Origin of the sequence: Phyllobacterium trifolii (assembly GCF_014192095.1) — a bacterium.
Classification (GTDB): Bacteria; Pseudomonadota; Alphaproteobacteria; order Rhizobiales; family Rhizobiaceae; genus Phyllobacterium; species Phyllobacterium trifolii.
Genome location: NZ_JACHXN010000033.1, coordinates 12,904 through 32,389, shown reverse-complemented (window position 1 = coordinate 32,389; position 19,486 = coordinate 12,904). Strand labels below are relative to the sequence as shown.

At 56.9% G+C, this 19,486-nt stretch carries 15 protein-coding genes and 2 pseudogenes; 12 read left to right on the top strand and 5 right to left on the bottom strand.

The window, feature by feature from the left end; all coding sequences use genetic code 11:
* Positions 1–6: 6 nt before the first annotated feature.
* Positions 7–1,308: an MFS transporter gene (locus tag FHS21_RS28235; protein ID WP_183665301.1), complete on the bottom strand. Its 1,302-nt coding sequence runs from the start codon at positions 1,306–1,308 to the stop codon at positions 7–9.
* A 144-nt stretch (positions 1,309–1,452) separates the two neighbouring features.
* Here FHS21_RS28235 and FHS21_RS28230 point away from each other — a divergent pair, with 144 nt between their 5' ends.
* The 11 genes from FHS21_RS28230 to FHS21_RS28180 all read left to right on the top strand — a co-directional run bounded on the left by FHS21_RS28230 (position 1,453) and on the right by FHS21_RS28180 (position 15,172).
* A complete protein-coding gene (locus tag FHS21_RS28230; protein ID WP_183665300.1) occupies positions 1,453–2,367 on the top strand; it encodes a LysR family transcriptional regulator in 915 nt (304 codons plus the stop codon).
* A 240-nt stretch (positions 2,368–2,607) separates the two neighbouring features.
* Positions 2,608–3,513: a LysR family transcriptional regulator gene (locus tag FHS21_RS28225; protein WP_183665298.1), complete on the top strand. Its 906-nt coding sequence runs from the start codon at positions 2,608–2,610 to the stop codon at positions 3,511–3,513.
* Between the two features lie 155 nt (positions 3,514–3,668).
* A complete protein-coding gene (gene mgrA / locus FHS21_RS28220; RefSeq protein ID WP_183665296.1) occupies positions 3,669–4,694 on the top strand; it encodes an L-glyceraldehyde 3-phosphate reductase in 1,026 nt (341 codons plus the stop codon).
* A gap of 220 nt (positions 4,695–4,914) precedes the next feature.
* On the top strand, positions 4,915–5,955 hold the full coding sequence (locus tag FHS21_RS28215) for an aldo/keto reductase (RefSeq protein WP_210283659.1): 1,041 nt from the start codon (positions 4,915–4,917) through the stop codon (positions 5,953–5,955).
* 15 nt (positions 5,956–5,970) lie between these two features.
* Positions 5,971–6,543, top strand: coding sequence for an NADPH-dependent FMN reductase (locus FHS21_RS28210; RefSeq protein ID WP_183665294.1), 573 nt, complete (start codon positions 5,971–5,973; stop codon positions 6,541–6,543).
* Between the two features lie 49 nt (positions 6,544–6,592).
* A complete protein-coding gene (locus FHS21_RS28205; protein WP_183665292.1) occupies positions 6,593–8,986 on the top strand; it encodes a membrane-bound PQQ-dependent dehydrogenase, glucose/quinate/shikimate family in 2,394 nt (797 codons plus the stop codon).
* A gap of 37 nt (positions 8,987–9,023) precedes the next feature.
* Positions 9,024–9,968 (top strand): NAD(P)-dependent oxidoreductase, encoded by a 945-nt coding sequence (locus FHS21_RS28200; protein ID WP_312879952.1) that lies wholly within the window; start codon positions 9,024–9,026, stop codon positions 9,966–9,968.
* A gap of 112 nt (positions 9,969–10,080) precedes the next feature.
* Positions 10,081–10,719: an aldehyde dehydrogenase iron-sulfur subunit PaoA gene (gene paoA / locus FHS21_RS28195; protein WP_183665288.1), complete on the top strand. Its 639-nt coding sequence runs from the start codon at positions 10,081–10,083 to the stop codon at positions 10,717–10,719.
* Positions 10,716–11,666 carry an FAD binding domain-containing protein gene (locus FHS21_RS28190; protein ID WP_183665286.1) on the top strand — a complete coding sequence of 317 codons (951 nt, stop codon included), beginning with the start codon at positions 10,716–10,718 and terminating at the stop codon, positions 11,664–11,666. Before paoA ends, FHS21_RS28190 begins: the two co-directional genes overlap by 4 nt.
* A gap of 4 nt (positions 11,667–11,670) precedes the next feature.
* Entirely contained in the window at positions 11,671–13,869 is a 2,199-nt protein-coding gene (paoC, locus tag FHS21_RS28185) for an aldehyde oxidoreductase molybdenum-binding subunit PaoC (RefSeq protein ID WP_183665283.1), read from the top strand.
* A gap of 286 nt (positions 13,870–14,155) precedes the next feature.
* Complete coding sequence (locus tag FHS21_RS28180) at positions 14,156–15,172, top strand: aldo/keto reductase (protein WP_183665281.1); 1,017 nt, start codon at positions 14,156–14,158, stop codon at positions 15,170–15,172.
* 323 nt (positions 15,173–15,495) lie between these two features.
* On the opposite strand, the pseudogene FHS21_RS28175 reads toward FHS21_RS28180, so the two are convergent.
* The 4 genes and pseudogenes from FHS21_RS28175 to FHS21_RS28160 form a co-directional block, all read right to left on the bottom strand.
* Positions 15,496–15,807, bottom strand: a pseudogene (locus FHS21_RS28175) (class II aldolase/adducin family protein); the annotation flags it as partial.
* A gap of 118 nt (positions 15,808–15,925) precedes the next feature.
* Positions 15,926–16,063 (bottom strand): annotated as a pseudogene (locus tag FHS21_RS28170) (SDR family oxidoreductase); the annotation flags it as partial.
* A gap of 95 nt (positions 16,064–16,158) precedes the next feature.
* A complete protein-coding gene (locus FHS21_RS28165; RefSeq protein ID WP_183665279.1) occupies positions 16,159–16,815 on the bottom strand; it encodes an HD domain-containing protein in 657 nt (218 codons plus the stop codon).
* Positions 16,816–16,858: 43 nt separating this feature from the next.
* Positions 16,859–18,139 (bottom strand): MFS transporter, encoded by a 1,281-nt coding sequence (locus tag FHS21_RS28160; RefSeq protein ID WP_183665277.1) that lies wholly within the window; start codon positions 18,137–18,139, stop codon positions 16,859–16,861.
* A 133-nt stretch (positions 18,140–18,272) separates the two neighbouring features.
* Between FHS21_RS28160 and FHS21_RS28155 the strand changes: the two genes are divergently transcribed.
* The gene (locus tag FHS21_RS28155; protein ID WP_183665275.1) at positions 18,273–19,172 is read left to right on the top strand and encodes a LysR family transcriptional regulator; all 900 of its coding nucleotides are present in this window, start codon (positions 18,273–18,275) and stop codon (positions 19,170–19,172) included.
* The last annotated feature ends 314 nt before the right edge of the window (positions 19,173–19,486 follow it).

Here is a 19,486-nt window from a genome sequence, read left to right as displayed (position 1 = left end):
GGTTGTTCAATGTTCGTTGATTGGATTGGCGGCAATGGATTTGTTGCTTGACCGTGCGAGGAGCAACGTTACCACTGCCGAGAGGACCAAGAGACCTGCCACGAAGTACAGGCCTCCCTCGAAGCTGCCAGTCAAATCCTTGATCCAGCCGATAATTGAGGGTCCAACGAAGCCTCCAAGGTTTCCGATCGAATTAATGGTTGCGATGCCGGCGGCTGCTGCGGGTCCCGACAGGAAGATGGTAGGCATGCTCCACAATGGCGGCTTTGACGAGCTGATGCCAATGTTGACGAGTGTAAGGGCGATAAGAACAGCAATAACTGTTGTCGCTGCGCTTGCAAATGCAAGTCCGGCAGCTGCGAGCAAGCAGGCACCTACCACATGCCAGGTACGTTCTCCGGTCCTATCAGAATGTCGAGCCCACAGAACCATCGCCACGACTGCGAAGATCGCAGGGATTGCATTGAGGAAGCCAACCTGTAGCGACGAGAGCCCGAACTCCTTGATGATTTGCGGTGCCCAGATGCCGAGAGTATACAGGCCAGCCGAGGTGCCGAAATAAACCAACGACAATGCAAGCACCCGAGGGTCAGCGAGTCCGCGCCAGATGCTGTGACCGGCAGTAAGTCCCTTTGCTGCCCGCTCGGAGTTCATTGTGTTCACCAACCATTGGCGCTCGTTGTCGTCCAGCCATTTGGCTTTTTCCGGCCGATCGGTCAGGTAGAACAAAGTGACAACGCCGAGGACAAGCGCGGGAACCGCTTCCAACAGGAACATCCACTGCCATCCGGCAAGACCAAGAAGACCATGCATCTCGAGTAATGCACCGGAGATGGGCGAACCCAACGCTGTGGAAAGCGGTGCGGCGGCCATGAACAATGCCGTGACAGCGGCGCGGCGACGGCCCGGAAACCAGAAGCTTAAGTACAGGATGATGCCGGGGAAAAAGCCTGCTTCGGCTACGCCCAGCAGAAACCGCAAGGTATAGAAACTCGTCGTGCCCTGTACGAAGGCCATGCAACCGGACACGACACCCCAGGTAATCATGACGCGGGCGATCCAAATTCGTGCACCCACTTTGTTGAGAATCAGGTTGGAGGGCACTTCAAACAAAAAATAGCCAAGAAAGAATATGCCGGCTCCAAATCCGAACACCGTCGGCGAAAAACCGAGATCCTGGTTCATCGTCAGTGCGGCGAAACCGAGGTTCACGCGATCGACGAACGCAATGAAATACAGAATCATGATGAACGGAACAATCCGCAGCGAGATTTTGCGCATGACGCGCTTTTCAAGGTCAATTGCCATGATGGGCTCCTCCCTGACATGAATGAAAAGAGCGCACCTCCTGCGCTTACCAAGCACCGTACAAGGTCGACGGCACAAGTCTCAATGGCGCTGGAATTATATAAAAACATGATATAATTGGTGGGTTGTGGAGGACAAGCACACTTGGAATTGCATCAACTTCGTTGTTTTGTCGCGGTGGCAGAGGAACTCCACTTCGGCCGCGCAGCCCAAAAACTGAATATGCTTCCCGCCTCGCTCGGTCGCCATATCCGACTTTTGGAAGACGGGTTGGGTACACGACTTATGGTCCGCACCACGCGCAATGTCGCCATGACTGATGACGGACTCATTTTGCTTGATGAGGCTAAACAGATACTTGAGCATGTCGACGCAGTGATAAATCGTTTCAACTCAAAGCGACGGGACCAAAACTTAACCTTGCGGGTGGGAGCGATCGATAGCGCCGCAGCGGGGCTGTTGCCGCTTCTGCTGCATGATTTTCGGAAGGACAACCCCGATGTCGAAGTTCAATTGCTTGAGGACAAGTCCCTTCGGCTTGTTCCCAAACTTCTGTCGGGCCGCATAGATCTCGCATTTATAAGACATGCCGAACGGCCCGATCGAAAACTGAACACCATGTTCCTGTTTCACGAAACCGCTGTGGTTGCGATGTCGACCAATCATCCTCTTGCGGACAATGAGGATGTTTCAATCGACGATCTCGCCGGGGAACCCCTGATCGTTCCAGAGCGCCGCTCGAGACCGCACAGTCACGATTTGACGATCAAATTGTTCACTGAAGCCGGACTGCAGGCCCGTATTGTCCAGCTTGCCGGTGAAAAGCAAACCATCGTGAATCTCGTCGCGGCGGAAATCGGATTGGCAATAGTTCCACGTTGGACATCACGCTTGGCTGTAACCGGGGTGCGCTATATTCCCCTCAGGGTTTCGAACGAACAGGTCATGAATAAGCTTCCCCTCTCCGTTGCCTGGGTGAAGGGTGTGCGAGATCCAGTCCGCGACGCAATGATTGCAATTTTGCAAAGACACCTCAAACGATATGCCGACCACGCGTGAAGGGGGATTACCGATATTTTCTGTCCAATCCTCAATAAAGAGGGCAATGCGGTCGCTTGCCATCACCCACGTTGACCGCGTGCACGAAGAACTCGATAAGGCAAAAATGTTTGAAGCCGTTAGACGTGTTTGCGAGCGCATCGAAAACAAATTGTGACGTAACGGCCAAGAATAATCAAATTCGGATGAGCGCAAAGTTCGCTTAGGCGATCGCCTTGTCCTAAACGTCCCGAGGAAAACATGCCGCTCAAACGAACTGAAGTCTATGAACTGTCAAACTTTCTGGCAATTGTTCAATTTCGCAGTTTCCGTAAAGCCGCCGATCATCTGGACGTAACGGCCTCCGCCCTTAGTCATAGCATGAGGGCGCTTGAAACGAGGCTTGGCGTTCGCCTTCTCAACCGGACGAGCCGCAGCGTTGCGCCGACGGCCGCCGGCAAGGCGCTGGCGGAGAAGATCTCCGCGGGCCTTGATCTCATTAATACGGGGCTGGAGGAGTTGCACGGGCATCATCAGGGCGCTGCGGGCAGCATTCGCATCAATGTCTTGAAAGATGCCGCTAGTCTGCTGCTGACGCCCGCCCTGCCTGTTTTTTCGCAACGGTTTCCCAATATCGAACTGGAAATTGCTGTTGATGATTACTTCGTGGATGTGACCGCAGAAGGCTTCGACGCCGGACTAAGGTACGGGGGGACGATCCCTGAAGACATGATCGCCGTTCCTTTGACCGCTCCGCTCAAATGGGTGACCGTGGGGGCTCCTGATTATCTTGATCGCCATGGGCGGCCTGAGGTGCCGGAAGACCTGAACTCGCACCAATGCATCCGACTTCGCACTGGAAGGGGCCAGATCTACAAGTGGGAATTCGAACGTGGTGAGGACCGGCGCGAAATTGACGTTCCAGGTGCCTTGATCTCTGGCGAGTCTGACCTTGCGATCAGTGCCGCGATAGGTGGTGCTGGTCTCGCCTATTGTCTGGAAAAGCTTGCCCGCCCGCACCTGATGGCCGGTCGGTTGGAGATTGTTCTCCCCGAGTGGGCTTCCTTCGGACCGCCGTTTTCGATGTATTATTCAAGCAGGCGCCAACTCCCCTTTGGCGTCGGAGCCCTCATCCAGGTGATACGCGAGTTGGAGCCTCTGAGATGACTAACAACGGTGTTCGCATAACGCCAACAATGAATTTCACTCACTGATACATTGACCATCCGCCTATTGTTTCATCGATCAAACGCACGTACCGATAGCCGCAGTGATGTGCCGATGTCCTTGGCGGTCGCGGCAAGTTGGAACTGAGGCAACAAATGTACATGGCGGATACGAAGAGATATGAGTCAATCGAATACCGCCGTTGCGGCCGATCCGGATTAAAGCTGCCGCCAATATCGCTCGGTCTTTGGCAGAATTTCGGTGGCGCAGATGTCTTCGAAACGGGGCGCTCCGTCATTCGACGCGCCTTTGACAGGGGTGTTACCCACTTTGATCTCGCCAACAATTACGGGCCGCCTTATGGCTCTGCGGAGGAGAATTTCGGGCTTATCTTGGACAAGGACTTTTCGAAGCATCGCGACGAAATCATCATTTCGTCCAAGGCGGGTTGGGATATGTGGCCCGGTCCCTACGGCCTCGGAGGGTCACGCAAGCACATTCTGGCATCTCTGGATCAGAGCCTGATCCGAATGGGCCTGGACTACGTTGATATTTTTTACTCCCACCGCCCAACACCTGACGTTTCGCTGGAAGAAACGATGGGTGCGCTCGTGCAAATGGTGCGCCAGGGCAAGGCGCTCTATGTCGGTATATCTTCCTACGGCCCCGAACGGACGCGAGAGGCCGAACGCATCCTTCGGGCCGAGGGCATTCCACTTTTGATCCATCAGCCGTCTTATTCGATGCTGAACCGCTGGATTGAGGAAGGCCTGCTCGATACCCTGGAAGAGCTGGGTGCTGGCTGTATTGCCTTCTCGCCGCTGGCACAGGGACTGCTGACCTCGAAATACCTGAACGGTGTGCCAGCAGATGCGCGCGCGGCACGGGGCCAATCGTTCAACAAGAAACTGCTTAGCGAGGAAAACCTGACGCGCGTGCGGATGCTCAATGCGATAGCGCAGGAACGGGGCCAAACACTTGCTCAGATGGCAATCGCTTGGGCCCTGCGCGACGCGCGCGTCACGTCAGCTTTAGTTGGAGCGCGCAATGTCGCTCAACTCGATGATTCCCTCGACGCCTTGAATAACCTCGCCTTCAGCCCGGACGAACTACGCAAGATTGATGACGAGGCAACCGAAGGCGGGGTTGACCTCTGGCGCGCGCAGTCGAGCGAAACCTGAGGCACACCGAGATGCGACGTCCCGGGATCGAGTGTAACTCGATTGGACGGCGGGCACCCCACGCGGCTGTACCGGACGGTCGCGACGTCAGCACCATACCGACCACTTGATGCAGCCGGATTATAAGTGAATGGGCCGGACCGCAGAGCGCTCACCCACTCTGTTCTGGTCCGACGTGAAGCTCGTGGCTTTGGATAGCACGGCGAACAGGAGACAGCACATGACCGCAAATAGCTCTTCCGCAACAGCAACCACCCTCCCTACTCGACGCTTCGGTCATACCGACATGGAAATTACACGTGTTGGCTTCGGTGCCTGGGCAATAGGCGGTGCCGACTGGGCTGTTGGCTGGGGCTCGCAAGACGACAGTGATTCAATTGCTGCAATCCGGCATGCGGTCGATCGCGGCATCAACTGGATCGACACTGCAGCGATCTATGGGCTCGGCCATTCCGAAGAACTTGTCCGCAAAGCGCTTGCCGACATCCCCCTGGCAGCACGGCCTTATGTCTTCACAAAATGCGGGCTGGTCTGGAACGATAACGACCGTCAGGAACTGCCACGGCGGGTGGGCGCCTCCGCCAGTATTCGCAAGGAGGTCGAAAACTCGCTGAGGCGCCTCGGTGTTGAGCGCATAGACCTCTATCAGATGCATTGGCCGGCCGAAGACGGCACTCCTCTTGAAGTGTACTGGCAGACGCTGCTTGATCTGAAAAAAGAAGGAAAGATTCGCGCCGCAGGCCTTTCCAACCACAATGCCGCGCAGCTGGAAGCGGCGGCACGGCTCGGCCATGTCGACACCCTGCAACCGCCATTCTCTGCGATCCGCCGCGACATGGCAAAGGCTGAACTGCCCTGGTGCCATGGTCATGGAACCGGCATCATCGTCTACAGCCCCATGCAGGCAGGCCTTCTCACAGGCCGCTTTTCCGTCGAACGGGTCAAGGCTCTGCCAAAGGATGATTGGCGCTCGCGCAATGCTGAGTTCACCGGAGAGAAATTCGAGCGCAATGTGAAGCTTGCCGATGCCTTCAAGCCGATCGCAGAGCGTCATCGCTCAACGGTGCCGACCGTCGCGGTAGCGTGGACGCTGGCTTGGTCCGGCGTCACCGGCGCCATTGTCGGCGCGCGCAGTCCGGCACAGGTCGATGGCTGGATCGACGCTTCAACTCTTGAGTTGACGCACGCTGACATGGCTGAGATCGCCGCGGTCATCAACTCGACGGGCGCCGGCAGCGGCCCTCTTGCCCCAAGCGTTTGAGAAAGGGTTCGTCGCGTGGATCATTTAGTCCAAACTACACGGCTTCTCGGTCTCTCCGGAAGCTTGCGCAATGGATCATATTCGCTGGCCGTTCTCAATGCCCTGCAAAAACGCTTGCAAACAAGCGTGTCAATGGAGATTTGCAACCTGAATATGCCCCTTTACAACGAGGATCACGATGGACTGGCTGCACCGGAGCAAGTGACGGCATTTCGACGATCCATCATCGAAAGCGACGGGATCGTCATCGTGATGCCCGAATACAATCACGGAATTCCAGGCGTCCTCAAGAATGCGCTTGACTGGGCCTCGAGGCCGTTCGGAAAATCTTCGCTGACCGGCAAGCCGGTACTCGCCATATCAATTTCGCCGGCATTTACTGGTGGCGTGCGTGCACAAGCCCAGCTGAACGAGACCTTGCTGGCCATACAGGCGGTTCCAGTCCCGGCGCCGCAGGTTGTTATCGGCAGTATAGCCAGCAAGATTGAAGATGGATTGTTCGTGGACGAGCCGAGCGCGAACTTCGCCCTCGGCGCCATTGACCGGTTGCTCGACCGGTGCCGCGTGATGCCCACTGCGTATGTCTGAAACACCCCCAAGGGCGCGTAGCTTTGTTGAACAATGATTGGATATCCCGATGCTAGATGAAGGTGGCGTGCCACGTTTCTCCCCTACGCGACTTTGGCTCCTTCGAGTTCTAGGCGTAATATTTTTCGTCATTGGTGCCATTCTGGCGGCGGGAGGCATCAAGCTCGCCCTGCTCGGCGGCAGTTTATACTACGCGACAATTGGCGTTCTTTTGATCGTCTCCGGCGTGTTGACCATCATGGGTCGGCTCCTCGGGCTTCATCTTTATAGTTTCGCCTTCCTCGGGACACTCATCTGGTCCCTGTTCGAGGCGGGTCTCGATGGCTGGGCCCTGGTTCCCCGTCTTGTCGGACCCTTCATTCTGCTCGTTTTGGCAATATTGGTCATGCCGACACGTCTGCCCAACGGCAAGCGTGCAGGCCGGGGATACACAGCCGGTCTGGCACTATTTTCCGCGGTCGGCCTCGTCGTCGCGGTTCCACTCGCGAATACATCGGTCGCTCCCTTGCCGCTGCCCGTCGCTCAGGCTGGCAGCACCTACTTCGACGATGCGATCCTGCCAGCGGCTGCAGATTGGCCGACATATGGCGGCGGACACGGAGCTCAACGATATTCGGACCTTTCGCAGATCACGCCGGAGAATGTTGGTCAGCTCAAGCAGGCCTGGGTGTTCCGCACCGGCGACATTCCAAAGAATTTCGGCGTTGAACTGACGCCGCTCAAAATCGGTGACACGCTTTACGGCTGCACCTCGCGCCACAAGCTTTTCGCGCTGGATGCAGCGACAGGAAAGCAGAAATGGATGTTCGATCCCAAGACCCCGGCGGACTTTGCGCCGCCTAACTCGGCCTGCCGAGGCGTTGCCTACTACAAGCAACCGAATGCTCGGCCTGGTGCAGAATGCGCCCAGCGCATTATCGCCGGCACGCTCGATGCCAAGCTGATTGCGGTTGACGCCGCCACCGGTCAATCCTGCAAGAGCTTTGGTACAAACGGCCATGCCGACCTTAATGAGAGACTGGGTGAGGTCGTTCCAGGCATGGTCTCAGTAACATCGGCCCCGACCATCGTTCGTGGCATCGTCGTCACCAGCCAGCAGGTGATGGACGGCCAGCGTCGTTGGGCGCCCTCAGGTGTCATTCGTGGATATGATGCGGTGACAGGCCAGCTCAGCTTTGCCTGGGACATGGAGCAGCCTGAGATTACCAAGCTCCCTCTTGAGGGGAAAACCTACACGCCGGGTACGCCGAATATGTGGTCGACCGCCGTGGCCGACGAAAGCCTCGGCCTGATCTATCTGCCGATGGCCAATCCTGCAGGTGACTATTATAGCTCGACCCGTCGGCCGGAAGAACGTAAATACGGCTCCTCCGTGACCGCGCTCGATGTTCAAACAGGCAAGCCACGCTGGGTCCATCAATTCGTCAAGAACGACGTCTGGGATTACGATACGCCTTCCCAGCCAAGTCTCGTGGATTTCCCGACACCGGAAGGCAATGTGCCGGCTCTGGTGCAGACGACCAAAATGGGCGACATCTTCATTCTCGACAGGCGCACCGGTGACCTCCTTAGCAAAACGGCAGAAGTTAAAGTGCCTCAGGGCGGCGTCGAGCCGGGCGAGCGGTCTCCGATCCAGACGCGTTCGCTTTATAACACGACGCAGCAGCCCGACATCTCGGAAAGCCAAATGTGGGGCATCTCGCCAATCGACCAGATGCTGTGCCGCATCCAGTTTCGATCGGCGCACTACGAAGGCATCTTCACGCCTCCGAGCGTGGATAAGCCCTGGATCGAGTTTCCCGGAAATAATGGCGGTTCTGATTGGGGCAGTCTTTCGGTTGATGTCCGACGCGGCGTGATCGTCGTCAACTACAATGCGTTTCCAAGCTATTCGACGCTGGTGCCCCGCGAGATCGATGACAAGCTTGGTGTCTTCTACATGGGCGACCCGCGCTACAAGGGCCCCGGCCCCGGCAACAACCGTCCGCAGGCTGACCTGCCATATGGTATTTCGGCCAACCAGGGCTGGGTCATGCCAACAGGTGTGCTTTGCAAGCAGCCACCTTATGGCGGCATCCGGGCCATCGATTTGGCGACGGGAAAGACATTGTGGGATCATCCATTGGGGACAGCACAGCGTAATGGGCCGTGGGGCATCCCGTCAATGTTGCCTTTCCAGATTGGCGTGCCGAACAATGGCGGGCCGGTCACTACGGCCAGTGGTTTGATTTTTGTCGCGGCGACAACCGATGATTTTCTGCGCGCTATCGATCTGAAGACAGGCAAGACTGTTTGGCAAGTCGAGCTTCCAGCGGGTGGACAGGCAGCTCCCATGATCTACGAGGCCGAGGGCAAGCAGTATGTCGTGATCATGGCCGGTGGCCACCACAGCATGCTGACCCCCGCAGGCGACTACATGATCGCCTATGCCCTGCCCCAATGACTTCGGCCGGATAGATTGAAGCCGGCAGGTTCAACGTATCAAAAGGAAAGGAACAGACATGAAAGTTGGATTTATCGGATTAGGGCACATGGGCGCGGGCATGGCAGCCAACCTTTTGAGGGCCAATCACGATGTGGCGGTTTACAACCGGACGCGCGCAAAAGCTGATGCGCTCGTCGCGCTCGGAGCAACGACGGCGGCCAGCATAGCCGAAGTCGCCCGAGCTGACGTCGTCATATCCATGTTAGCAAATGACGCTTCCGTCGAAGCCGTTGTGGGCGGCGAACAGGGAGTCGTCTCAAACCTTGCACCAGGCGCAGTTCACATTTCCTCCAGCACAATCAGCGTTGCTTTGTCGGAGAAGCTGGCTGCTGCCCATCATGATGCGGGCCAGCTGTTTGTTGCAGCGCCGGTATTCGGGCGGCCGGACGTGGCGGCGGCGGGGAAACTCTTCATTATAGCTGCAGGGGCACCAGACTCGATCGCCATTGTGCAGCCGCTGTTCGACGCTATCGGCCAGAGGACATTCATCGTCTCCGAAACACCGAAAGTCGCCAATCTGGTGAAGCTCAGCGGCAATTTCCTGATCGCTTCGGTCATCGAATCACTTGGCGAGGCCATGGCACTCGTTAGCAAGGGAGGCGTCGACCGGCACCAATACCTCGATATCCTGACCTCGACGCTGTTTAACGCCCCCATCTACAAAACCTATGGCACCCTAATAGCGGATGGGAAGTTCGAGCCGGCTGGCTTCGCCGCCCCACTGGGACAAAAGGACATTCGGCTAACCCTTGCGGCGGCTGAGGATCTGCGCGTACCGCTGCCACTAGCGAGCCTCCTGCGCGACCGTTTTCTCACTCTGCTGGCCCATGGAGGCGACACGCTCGACTGGTCGGCGATCGGCCAGCTTGCGGCGATGGATGCCGGCGCGACGGAAGAATGGTACCGCTCAAAGGAACCCGCACCATCTCCCACGCATTAAGAACCAGCGCCGAAAAGCCAAGGCACTTTCCAACAGGATGGGAAGAACAGCGAGTACGGTGTGCACCGGCCCTCGGCGATACCCAATTCCCTTAATTCAGACGGAGCAGGATATGCCAAGTCATGATGAACTCGAAATTACCCGGCGGGACCTCCTGGTTGCTGCCGCCGCTTTAACCGCGACAGCAACAGCGCCGTCGGTAGGCAGTGCGCAAGCTGCTGTCGATCCCGCACAGTTCGTTGCCAGCAAGGTCTCGTTCACAGTCAACGGTCAAGTCCGCGAACTGACGCTCGACACGCGCACCACATTGCTCGACGCGTTGCGTGAACATCTGCATCTCACAGGAACGAAGAAAGGCTGTGATCACGGCCAATGCGGAGCCTGCACTGTCATGGTGGAGGGTCGCCGTATCAACTCGTGCCTGACACTCGCCTTGATGCATGAAGGCGATAGCATTACTACGATCGAGGGACTGGGTCAGCCGGACAACCTACACCCGATGCAGGCGGCCTTCGTCAAACATGACGGGTTTCAGTGTGGCTACTGTACGCCCGGGCAGATTTGTTCCGCAGTCGCGGTGCTTGATGAGATCAAGGCCGGTGTCCCAAGTCATGTGAGCCAGGACCTGATTGCCCATCCGCAAGCTACAAATGTGGAGCTGCGCGAGCGCATGAGCGGCAATATCTGCCGGTGCGGTGCTTACTCCAATATTGTCGATGCAATGACCGAAGTTGCGGGGAGGCAGATATGAAGTCCTTTACCTACGAACGCGCCAATTCCCCTACCGAAGCCGCTGCGGCGGCTGCCCGCATAAAGGGGGCGAAGTTCATCGCGGGCGGCACCAACCTCCTTGATCTAATGAAGCTGCAGATCGAAACGCCAATGCACCTGATCGATGTGAACAGTCTCGCCCTCGACAAGATCGAGGCGACGCCTGAAGGCGGATTGCGGATCGGTGCCCTGGTTCGTAACACCGATCTTGCTGCGGACGAACGTGTTCGCCGTGACTATGGCCTGCTGTCACGCGCACTTCTCGCCGGCGCTTCGGGGCAGTTACGCAATAAGGCGACAACCGCAGGAAATCTGCTCCAGCGTACTCGCTGTCCGTATTTCTACGACACTAACCAGCCGTGCAACAAACGTCAGCCTGGCAGCGGCTGTTCAGCCATTGGCGGGTTCAGCCGCCAGCATGCGGTGATCGGTAGTAGTGAGGCCTGCATCGCGACCCATCCAAGCGACATGGCGATCGCGATGCGGGCGCTCGATGCGCTAGTTGAGACGGTTCGTCCGGATGGTACGACGCGCAATATCCCGGTCGCGGAATTTCATTCTCTTCCGGGCGACACGCCGCACATTGAGACGACGCTGACGCCGGGCGAACTGATCACGGCTGTGACGCTGCCGAAGCCAATCGGCGGCAAGCATATCTATCGCAAAGTCCGCGACCGCGCGTCCTATGCCTTTGCACTTGTCTCCGTCGGCGCGATCGTGCAGCCGGATGGAACGGGCCGGGTGGCGGTCGGGGGCGTGGCGCACAAACCCTGGCGAAGTGAGGCCGCCGAATCCGATCTTCCAAAGGGCGCCAAGGCTGTCACCGAGCAATTGCTTGCCGGTGCTCGCCCAACGTCCGACAACGCATTCAAGGTGACGCTGGTCGAGCGGACCCTCGGCGCGGTACTGGACGAAGCAAGGAGCTAAGACGATGAAGTTCGAGACTCCCGCCACCACCAATCCGATCGACCAGCTCAAGGTGGTCGGAAAGCCGACCATGCGTATCGACGGCAGCCTCAAGACAACAGGCACGGCACCCTATGCCTATGAGCGCTACGATGTCGCTTCCAACCAGGCTTATGGCTATGTCGTTGGTGCGGCGATTGCCAAGGGAAGAATCAAATCCATCAACCTGGCGGCGGCCAAGGCGGCACCGGGCGTCCTTGCCATCGTCACGGCCGAAAACGCCGGAAAGCTCGGCAAGGGCAAATTCAACACGGCCAAGCTGCTGGGTGGTCCCGAGATCCAGCACTATCACCAAGCAGTCGCTGTCGTCGTCGCCGAGACCTTTGAACAGGCTCGCGACGCGGCGCAATTGGTCGAAATCGACTATGCACGTGAAAAGGGCTTCTTCGATCTTGCGGGCGCCAGGGAATTGGCAAAGAAGCCCGAAAAGGGCAAACCCGACAGCGCAGCCGGGGACTTTGCCAGTGGCTTCTCCTCGGCGCAGGTCAAGCTGGACGAGACCTACACCACTCCTGATCACGCTCACGCGATGATGGAGCCGCATGCGTCCATCGCAGTTTGGGATGGCGACAAACTCAATCTGTGGACCTCCAATCAAATGATCGACTGGGGTAAGGGTGACTTGGCACTGACACTCGGCATCGACAAGGAGAACGTGCGGCTGATATCGCCCTTCATCGGCGGCGGCTTCGGTGGCAAATTGTTTCTCCGGTCCGATGCACTGCTTGCTGCTCTCGGTGCCCGAGCGGCAAAAAGGCCAGTAAAAGTGTCCCTTCCCCGGCCCTTGATGTTCAACAATACGACGCATCGTCCGGCGACGATCCAGCGGATTCGCATCGGCGCCAACACAGATGGCAAGATCACAGCGATCGCGCACGAAAGCTGGTCCGGCGATTTGCCGGAAGGCGGGCCGGAGACGGCTGTCAATCAGACACGCCTGCTTTATTCCGGCGCGGACCGGATGACGGCGACGAGACTTGCGGTGCTGGACCTGCCCGAAGGCAACGCCATGCGGGCGCCTGGCGAGGCGCCCGGCACGATGGCACTGGAAATTGCAATGGATGAAATGGCCGAGAAGCTTGGCCTCGACCCGGTCGAGTTCCGGATCCGCAACGATACGCAGGTCGATCCAGAAAAGCCGGAACGTCCGTTTTCGCAGCGTCAACTGATCGAGTGTCTTCGCATTGGCGCAGATCGCTTTGGTTGGCGCATTCGAAATTCGCAGCCCGGTAAGACCCGCGATGGGCCCTGGCTCGTCGGGATGGGTGTGGCCGCCGCTTTCCGCGACAACCTCGTCATGAAGTCAGGTGCGCGTGTACGGCTCGACAACCGCGGCGTTGTGACGGTCGAAACCGACATGACCGATATCGGTACCGGGAGCTATACGATCATCGCCCAGACTGCCGCCGAGATGATGGGGCTGCCGCTGCACAAGGTGGAGGTGCGCCTTGGAGATTCCGCCTTTCCAGTTTCCGCCGGTTCCGGGGGGCAATGGGGCGCGAACAGCTCGACCGCTGGCGTCTATGCCGCATGTGTAAAGTTGCGTGAGGCGGTGACCCAGAAGCTGGGATTCAACTCGGCCGATGCGGTCTTCGAGGACGGAGAAGTCCGTTCAGGCAATCGCAGTGCGTCGCTCGCCGAAGCAGCAGGAGACGGCCTCGTTGCCGAAGACCTTATGGAGTATGGTGACCTTGACAAGAAATACCAGCAGTCGACCTTTGGCGCACATTTTGTGGAAGTCGGCGTTGATGCGTCAACAGCCGAGATTCGCGTGCGGCGCATGCTCGCGGTCTGTGCTGCAGGACGCATCCTCAATCCGCAGACGGCCCGAAGCCAGGTCATCGGCGCGATGACCATGGGCGTCGGCGCAGCTCTTATGGAGGAGCTCGCCGTTGACAAGCGCCTGGGTTTCTTCGTCAATCATGACCTTGCAGGGTACGAGGTGCCGGTCCATGCGGATATCCCGCACCAGGAGGTGGTTTTCCTCGACGAAACAGATCCTATTTCCTCGCCGATGAAGGCCAAGGGAGTTGGCGAACTCGGCATCTGCGGCGTCGGCGCGGCGGTTGCGAATGCTATCTACAATGCGACCGGTGTGCGTGTGCGTAACTATCCAATCACCCTCGACAAACTTCTGGAACGGCTGCCCGAGGCGTCAGGATGACAGTGGGTATCTTAAACATCATGTCCGCCGTCCGAAATGGAACAATGCGCCCAATACGTCATGAATTGGCTTCTCCGACCATGAAGGCCCCGTATGCGGCAGAACCCTTGCGGGTCACCGATTTCACCGTAGTGCCGCACATGAAACTGTTATGAGTTTTTCGCATCCGTGAGGATCGCGTCATCACAGCGTTTTGCCCAGACGACGGGCCTGGATCGAAGCAAAACGCAGCTCATCCTCTCCGCCTTCTCGTTTGCAGTTGGCCAAAATAGGAACAGAACTGATCATGACTTTAAAATACAGAACACTTGGTCGTAACGGCTTGCACGTATCGCCTCTTTGCCTCGGAACGATGATGTTCGGCGGAGAAACCGACGAGCCGACATCCCGGCGTATCGTGAACCGTGCATTCGAACAGGGTGTGAATTTCATCGATACCGCCGATGGCTATGCGGCTTTTCAGTCGGAAGTGGTTGTTGGCAATGCCATTCGCGACAAGCGCGACAATTGGGTTTTGGCGACAAAATTTGCCAGCCCACGCGGTGAAGATCCCAACAGCCAGGGGACTTCGCGTAAATATATTCGCCGCGCTGTGGAAGGCAGTCTGAAGCGCCTTGGCACCGACTACATCGACATTTATTATCTGCACCGCGAAGACAAGGACACCAATGTCGCGGAAACGGTCCGCACACTGGGGGACCTGATTTCTGAGGGGAAAATCCGCTATTATGGCCTTTCCAATCACCGCGCCTGGAAAATCGCTGAATTCAGCCGCGTCGCCGATCAACTCGGTATCGACAGGCCTATCGTCAGCCAGCCGCTGTATAATATCGCCAATCGCCAGATCGAATTCGAACATCTGGACGCTTGTGATTATTATGGTTTGGGCGTCGTTCCTTACAGCCCCCTAGCACGCGGGGTGCTGACCGCAAAATACAAGATGGACGAGGCACCATCCTCGGAAAGCCGTGCCGGTCGCAACGACCGGCGTCTGCAAGAGACCGAATGGCGGCCGGAATCCCTCGATATCGCCCAGCGGATTGCAATGCACGCAGCGGAACGCGGCATCACACCCGGCCATTTCGCCCTCGCGTGGGTCCTCAACAACCGCCTGATCACTTCGCCAATTGTCGGGCCGCGCACCGAAGCGCAGTGGGAGGATTATTTGCCAGCTCTCGAATACCGCTTTACGGCGGAAGATGAGGCCCTGGTGAACGAACTTGTCGTAACGGGCCATTCCTCGACACCGGGGTTCAACGATCCCGGCCACAACTTCTTTGGCCGACGTCCCTACGTTGGCTGATCTTTAAAAAAACCGATAGGACCGGGCCCTCGGCCCGGTTCAAGGAACCGGCGAAGCGTAACTCATTAGCCGGCACCGTAAAGTTAAAGTGGCTTGCTTGATCACGTTCCCCTACGGAAGCGTTTGCTGTAGAGCCAAAACCGACTTTAACAGCCGAAGAAAGTCGAACGTCATCGGTATTTCAAAGCTCGCCAACGCAAGATCGGAAAATTTTGCGACAGAACCTATCTCGAGCTGGTGACGCGCCGCCGGCTGCAGATCGCCCAGGAAGCGATCTTTACGACATCTCAGGACCACTCGTCGGATATTGGCGGAAACAGCGCGATGTAAAAAGCAGTCGCCTCCGGCGCTCCCTCACCTGATATGACATTGCCGCTGAAGTCACAGACTAGTAAGCTTGATGCCGTGATTTCTTCGAACGCCAATCCATAGGGATTGACGATGAAGAGGTCCTCCCTGCCGGGTACAAGAGCGGAAAAATGATTGCAGATTCCTTCCTGAAGCCCATGATGAGCGGCCATGCGAAAACATGCGGCCAAATCGACTCGTGACTGCCATACCGCATCTTGATCGAGTTCGCTATTGCGAAGCAAGCCGGGCATAGAGGCCGTCGAGGCTTTGAGTTCGTGTGCCATTTTTGTTCTCCTTTATGCCAACTATTGATGCGTCACACCTACAATCCCGGTGTGAGGTTACGGTTATGCGTTGTCAAAGGATTTTCATCCACCGTTACCCGATATCGCTTGCTCTCATTCACACAACTGAAAGAATACCGCCATCTACATAGATTATCTGGCCGTTAACAAAGCCGGAGGCGTTTGAAGCGAGAAAAACCGCGGTGCCGATCAGTTCCTCGGGCCTTCCCCAGCGTCCAGCGGGGGTGCGTCCCTTTTGTCGATTAGCTTCCTTCAACCAGCACCCAGCCGCCGCGGTTGAATGGTTGGGCTTCATCCGAACTACAACACTTTTGACAGTCGGTAATTCAATCATTTTATAATGCGGGCCCGAAGATTGCCGGAGATCGCGCCCACGGACTCGGCGGTCACCAGTCCCAGCGCTCCGGCGATATGCCACCAACCGTGATCAGCTTGCCGAACGATGGTGCACTCAGCGCTGACGCCCATATGAAGTCCTTCGAAAGAATGCCCCACTGCTATGTGCGCCACTTCCTCTGGCAAACCTGTCATCAGGCAAACATGCATGCCAAAAACAGAATGCCGGAATGTCGGAGAGCCCGCATCGGCAGGGGACTGGGCCCAACGCGCACGATTGGCGGGATCAAATTCGTATGGCTTCCCCACATCGTGGCACGCTGCGCCTGCGAGCAAGATATTCCAATCGATTGCTGTCTCGGGATAGGCAGTTTCGAACTCCAACCCAATTGCCTTCGCATAGCGTAAGACGCCTCGAATGTGATCGGCCTGCGTTCCCTGTCGTAGAACTGGAGCGCCCGGATTGCCTTCCGGCGGTATGTCGGTGATGCGTTGGAAATCAGAACAGCACAGCGCGTAGCTCCAAGCTTCGACAACCTTCACCCGCAAGTCGTCATCAGGGATCAACGAAATTTCGGGAAAATCCTCAACTACGGTCTGTCTGGTTTGGGCGGTGATCGGTCGCCGCAATTGTGCGTAATGGTAGGTCATGTTTGTTCCATTGAGCGGGTGGACGTGCGTGGGCGACCTCGCCTTACGGTTTGCGAGGTCCATATTCAGATTCGATAGGCTTTCGGGTCATGAGCAGCGTGGCAAACGCCCCACACAGTAACAACACTGCAGCGATACGGAACGCCCAGGTGTAGCCGCCGGTGCCCGACACGACATAGCCGGTGATGATCGGGGCAATAAGGCCGAAAAGATTCCCACCGAATGCTGTGATAGCGATAACCCGCGAGACATCCCTTGGGTTGCGCAACAGGTCACTTGCCAAGGTGAAGTTAAGACCAGCCCCGGTGGTCGACCCCGTCAGGACGAGAGTTAGGATCAACAACAATTGCCAGAGACTGCCGACAACAGGAGCCAAAAGAATCAACAAGGAAAGAACGGCCATGGCCGCGATGAAATTGCGGCGCTTTCCGGCCTGGATTGCTGCCGATGAAAGTGCCCGATCGCTGGTCCACGCAATAGTCAGTCCGAAGAGCATGGTGATCAGATAGGGAACAGCGGTAAGATATCCCGTGTTCATGGTAGAAAGCTCCCGCGTGGATTGCAGGAAAGTGGGCAGCCACGTCAGGAATAGGTATGCGGTATAAACAAGGCAAGCCTGGGTTATTACCAATCCCCAAATGCTGGTCTGAGAAAGCAGGTAGCGAAGGGAAGATGGCGCAGGATCGTCGCCTACGTTCGTGGCCAGTTCGCCGTTCCGCTTTGAGATAATTTTTTGTCTTTCAGTTTCAGGAAGCCAGATCACGTTTTCCGGTTGGCCGTACCAGTACAACCACGCGGCCAGCCATACGAAGCCAAGAGCGCCAAGAACCACAAACGAGATTCGCCATCCAAAAGAGCTGACCAAAGCTGCAGCGACCATCGCACCAATCGCGGGCCCGGCCGATGAGCCACCATTGAAGAGTGTGGTAACGAGGCCGCGCTCCCGTTCGGGAAACCAGTCGCGTATAATGCGGCCGCACGCCGGAAACGTTGTTGCTTCACTTGCCCCCATGATTAAGCGGGCAGCAAGGATCGAGGCGAAACCTGTGGTCATCGCCGTCACAGCAGTTGCTGCAGACCAGATTGCGATGCCTCCCCCAACCATGCGCTTTGCACCGACTTTTTCCACGATTAGCCCGATTGGAATAAGACAGATAACGTACGTCCACAGAAATCCGGAGAAAAGATAACCCATCTGGATGGGTGAAAACCCGAATTCCGCCGCGATCGGTTTCGCCGCTACGGAAAGAGCAATTCGGTCCATATAATTGATAATGACCGCGGTAAAAATCAGGAGCGCGATCCAAGCTCGTCTGTATGTCACAATAAGTCCTCCCTTTAGATCTTCATCCAACAATCGGGCGTTTTGCCTATTGCCGAATAATGGCGAGCTTCATAGATGTATAGGGAAGGTCAGTCTAATGAGATATTTAACCGCTGACTCATAGGAAAATTCTATGAATCGAATTTCAATTCCTCAGCTTGAGGCATTCTTTTGGACAGCGGAACTGGGCTCGGTTCAAAAAGCAGCGGACCAATTAAACCTCGCTCAGCCGACGTTGTCACTGCGGTTGAGGCAACTTGAAGGCGAGTTGGCCTCACCCATATTGGAGCGTCATGGTCGTGGCGTCAGGCTCACCCGTGCAGGCCACACTTTTCTCGGTCATGTCAAAGCCGTTCTGGATGCCTATCGCGAACTGCAAAAGTCATCTCAGGCACCTGAAATAGCCGGTGTGCTTCGTATCGGCCTCGCGGAAGGCTTCGCGGTCGCATGCCTGCCTCATCTTATCGCAGGGCTCGAAACCGACTTTCCGCTGCTAAGGCCGGAGTGGACCGTCGGAACAAGCGCAGGTCTTGAGCAGACACTTGCCGACGGCAGCCTTGATTTGGCCGCGTTGGTTGATCCGATCGGATTGCGCGATGTTCGCTTGTCAGCGTTGGGCCTTCAGCCAAATGTATGGGCGATACCTGCGGCAATGTACGGTAAGACCGGCGAAACGCCACATGATCTAGCGCATCTCACGATCATTACGACGCCTCCTACCACGGCGATGTATCGATTAACGATCGGCTGGTTTGGCGACGGACAACAGCAGCCGGGGTCTCTTTGCGTGTGCTCAAGCTTGAATGCGGCGTTGCAGCTTGTGGGGTCGGGTATAGGGATAGGAGCATTTCCAGCAAAAATGATCGAAGCCTACCCGTTGGCGGATACCATAAAGACACTGGTGTCGCGACCTCCTCTAGAGGATGGCCGCGTATTCATAGCAGATCGCGCCACATCGGACCCCGCTCGAACGACAGCATTGATCCGCGTTTTTGAGCGGGTTACGCGATCGATGGAATACTTCACAACATGAGAGTGATGGATCGTGCGTTCTTCTTTCGCCTTCGCTGTTAGTGGGTTCGGTTACAAGCGTGCAATCTGCAGTGAGTGGTAAGGTTCTGATGGAGTTGTCTAATCGCACGTGGGGTGTCAAGCATTCTGATGTTGAAACGACACTGCCGGTTGCATGGCTGTCTTCGCGGTCGACATTAGCCGCCGCAGGATCGAGCTTCGCGGAACGAGCCTTCAATTTGGACGACGCATTGAGCTGAGACAGCGATGCAACCCCATCAACGGAATGGCTCGGCTCACGTCCCGGCAGGGAAGTTTCGGCGTTCAGACGTTGAA

Coding starts and splice junctions, on each gene's coding strand:
- FHS21_RS28180 (WP_183665281.1), top strand. CDS start 14,156: ATGACTTTAAAATACAGAACACTTGGTCGTAACGGCTTGCACGTATCG.
- paoA (WP_183665288.1), top strand. CDS start 10,081: ATGCCAAGTCATGATGAACTCGAAATTACCCGGCGGGACCTCCTGGTT.
- FHS21_RS28190 (WP_183665286.1), top strand. CDS start 10,716: ATGAAGTCCTTTACCTACGAACGCGCCAATTCCCCTACCGAAGCCGCT.
- FHS21_RS28165 (WP_183665279.1), bottom strand. CDS start 16,815: ATGACCTACCATTACGCACAATTGCGGCGACCGATCACCGCCCAAACC.
- FHS21_RS28205 (WP_183665292.1), top strand. CDS start 6,593: ATGCTAGATGAAGGTGGCGTGCCACGTTTCTCCCCTACGCGACTTTGG.
- FHS21_RS28155 (WP_183665275.1), top strand. CDS start 18,273: ATGAATCGAATTTCAATTCCTCAGCTTGAGGCATTCTTTTGGACAGCG.
- FHS21_RS28215 (WP_210283659.1), top strand. CDS start 4,915: ATGACCGCAAATAGCTCTTCCGCAACAGCAACCACCCTCCCTACTCGA.
- FHS21_RS28235 (WP_183665301.1), bottom strand. CDS start 1,308: ATGGCAATTGACCTTGAAAAGCGCGTCATGCGCAAAATCTCGCTGCGG.
- FHS21_RS28225 (WP_183665298.1), top strand. CDS start 2,608: ATGCCGCTCAAACGAACTGAAGTCTATGAACTGTCAAACTTTCTGGCA.
- paoC (WP_183665283.1), top strand. CDS start 11,671: ATGAAGTTCGAGACTCCCGCCACCACCAATCCGATCGACCAGCTCAAG.
- mgrA (WP_183665296.1), top strand. CDS start 3,669: ATGTACATGGCGGATACGAAGAGATATGAGTCAATCGAATACCGCCGT.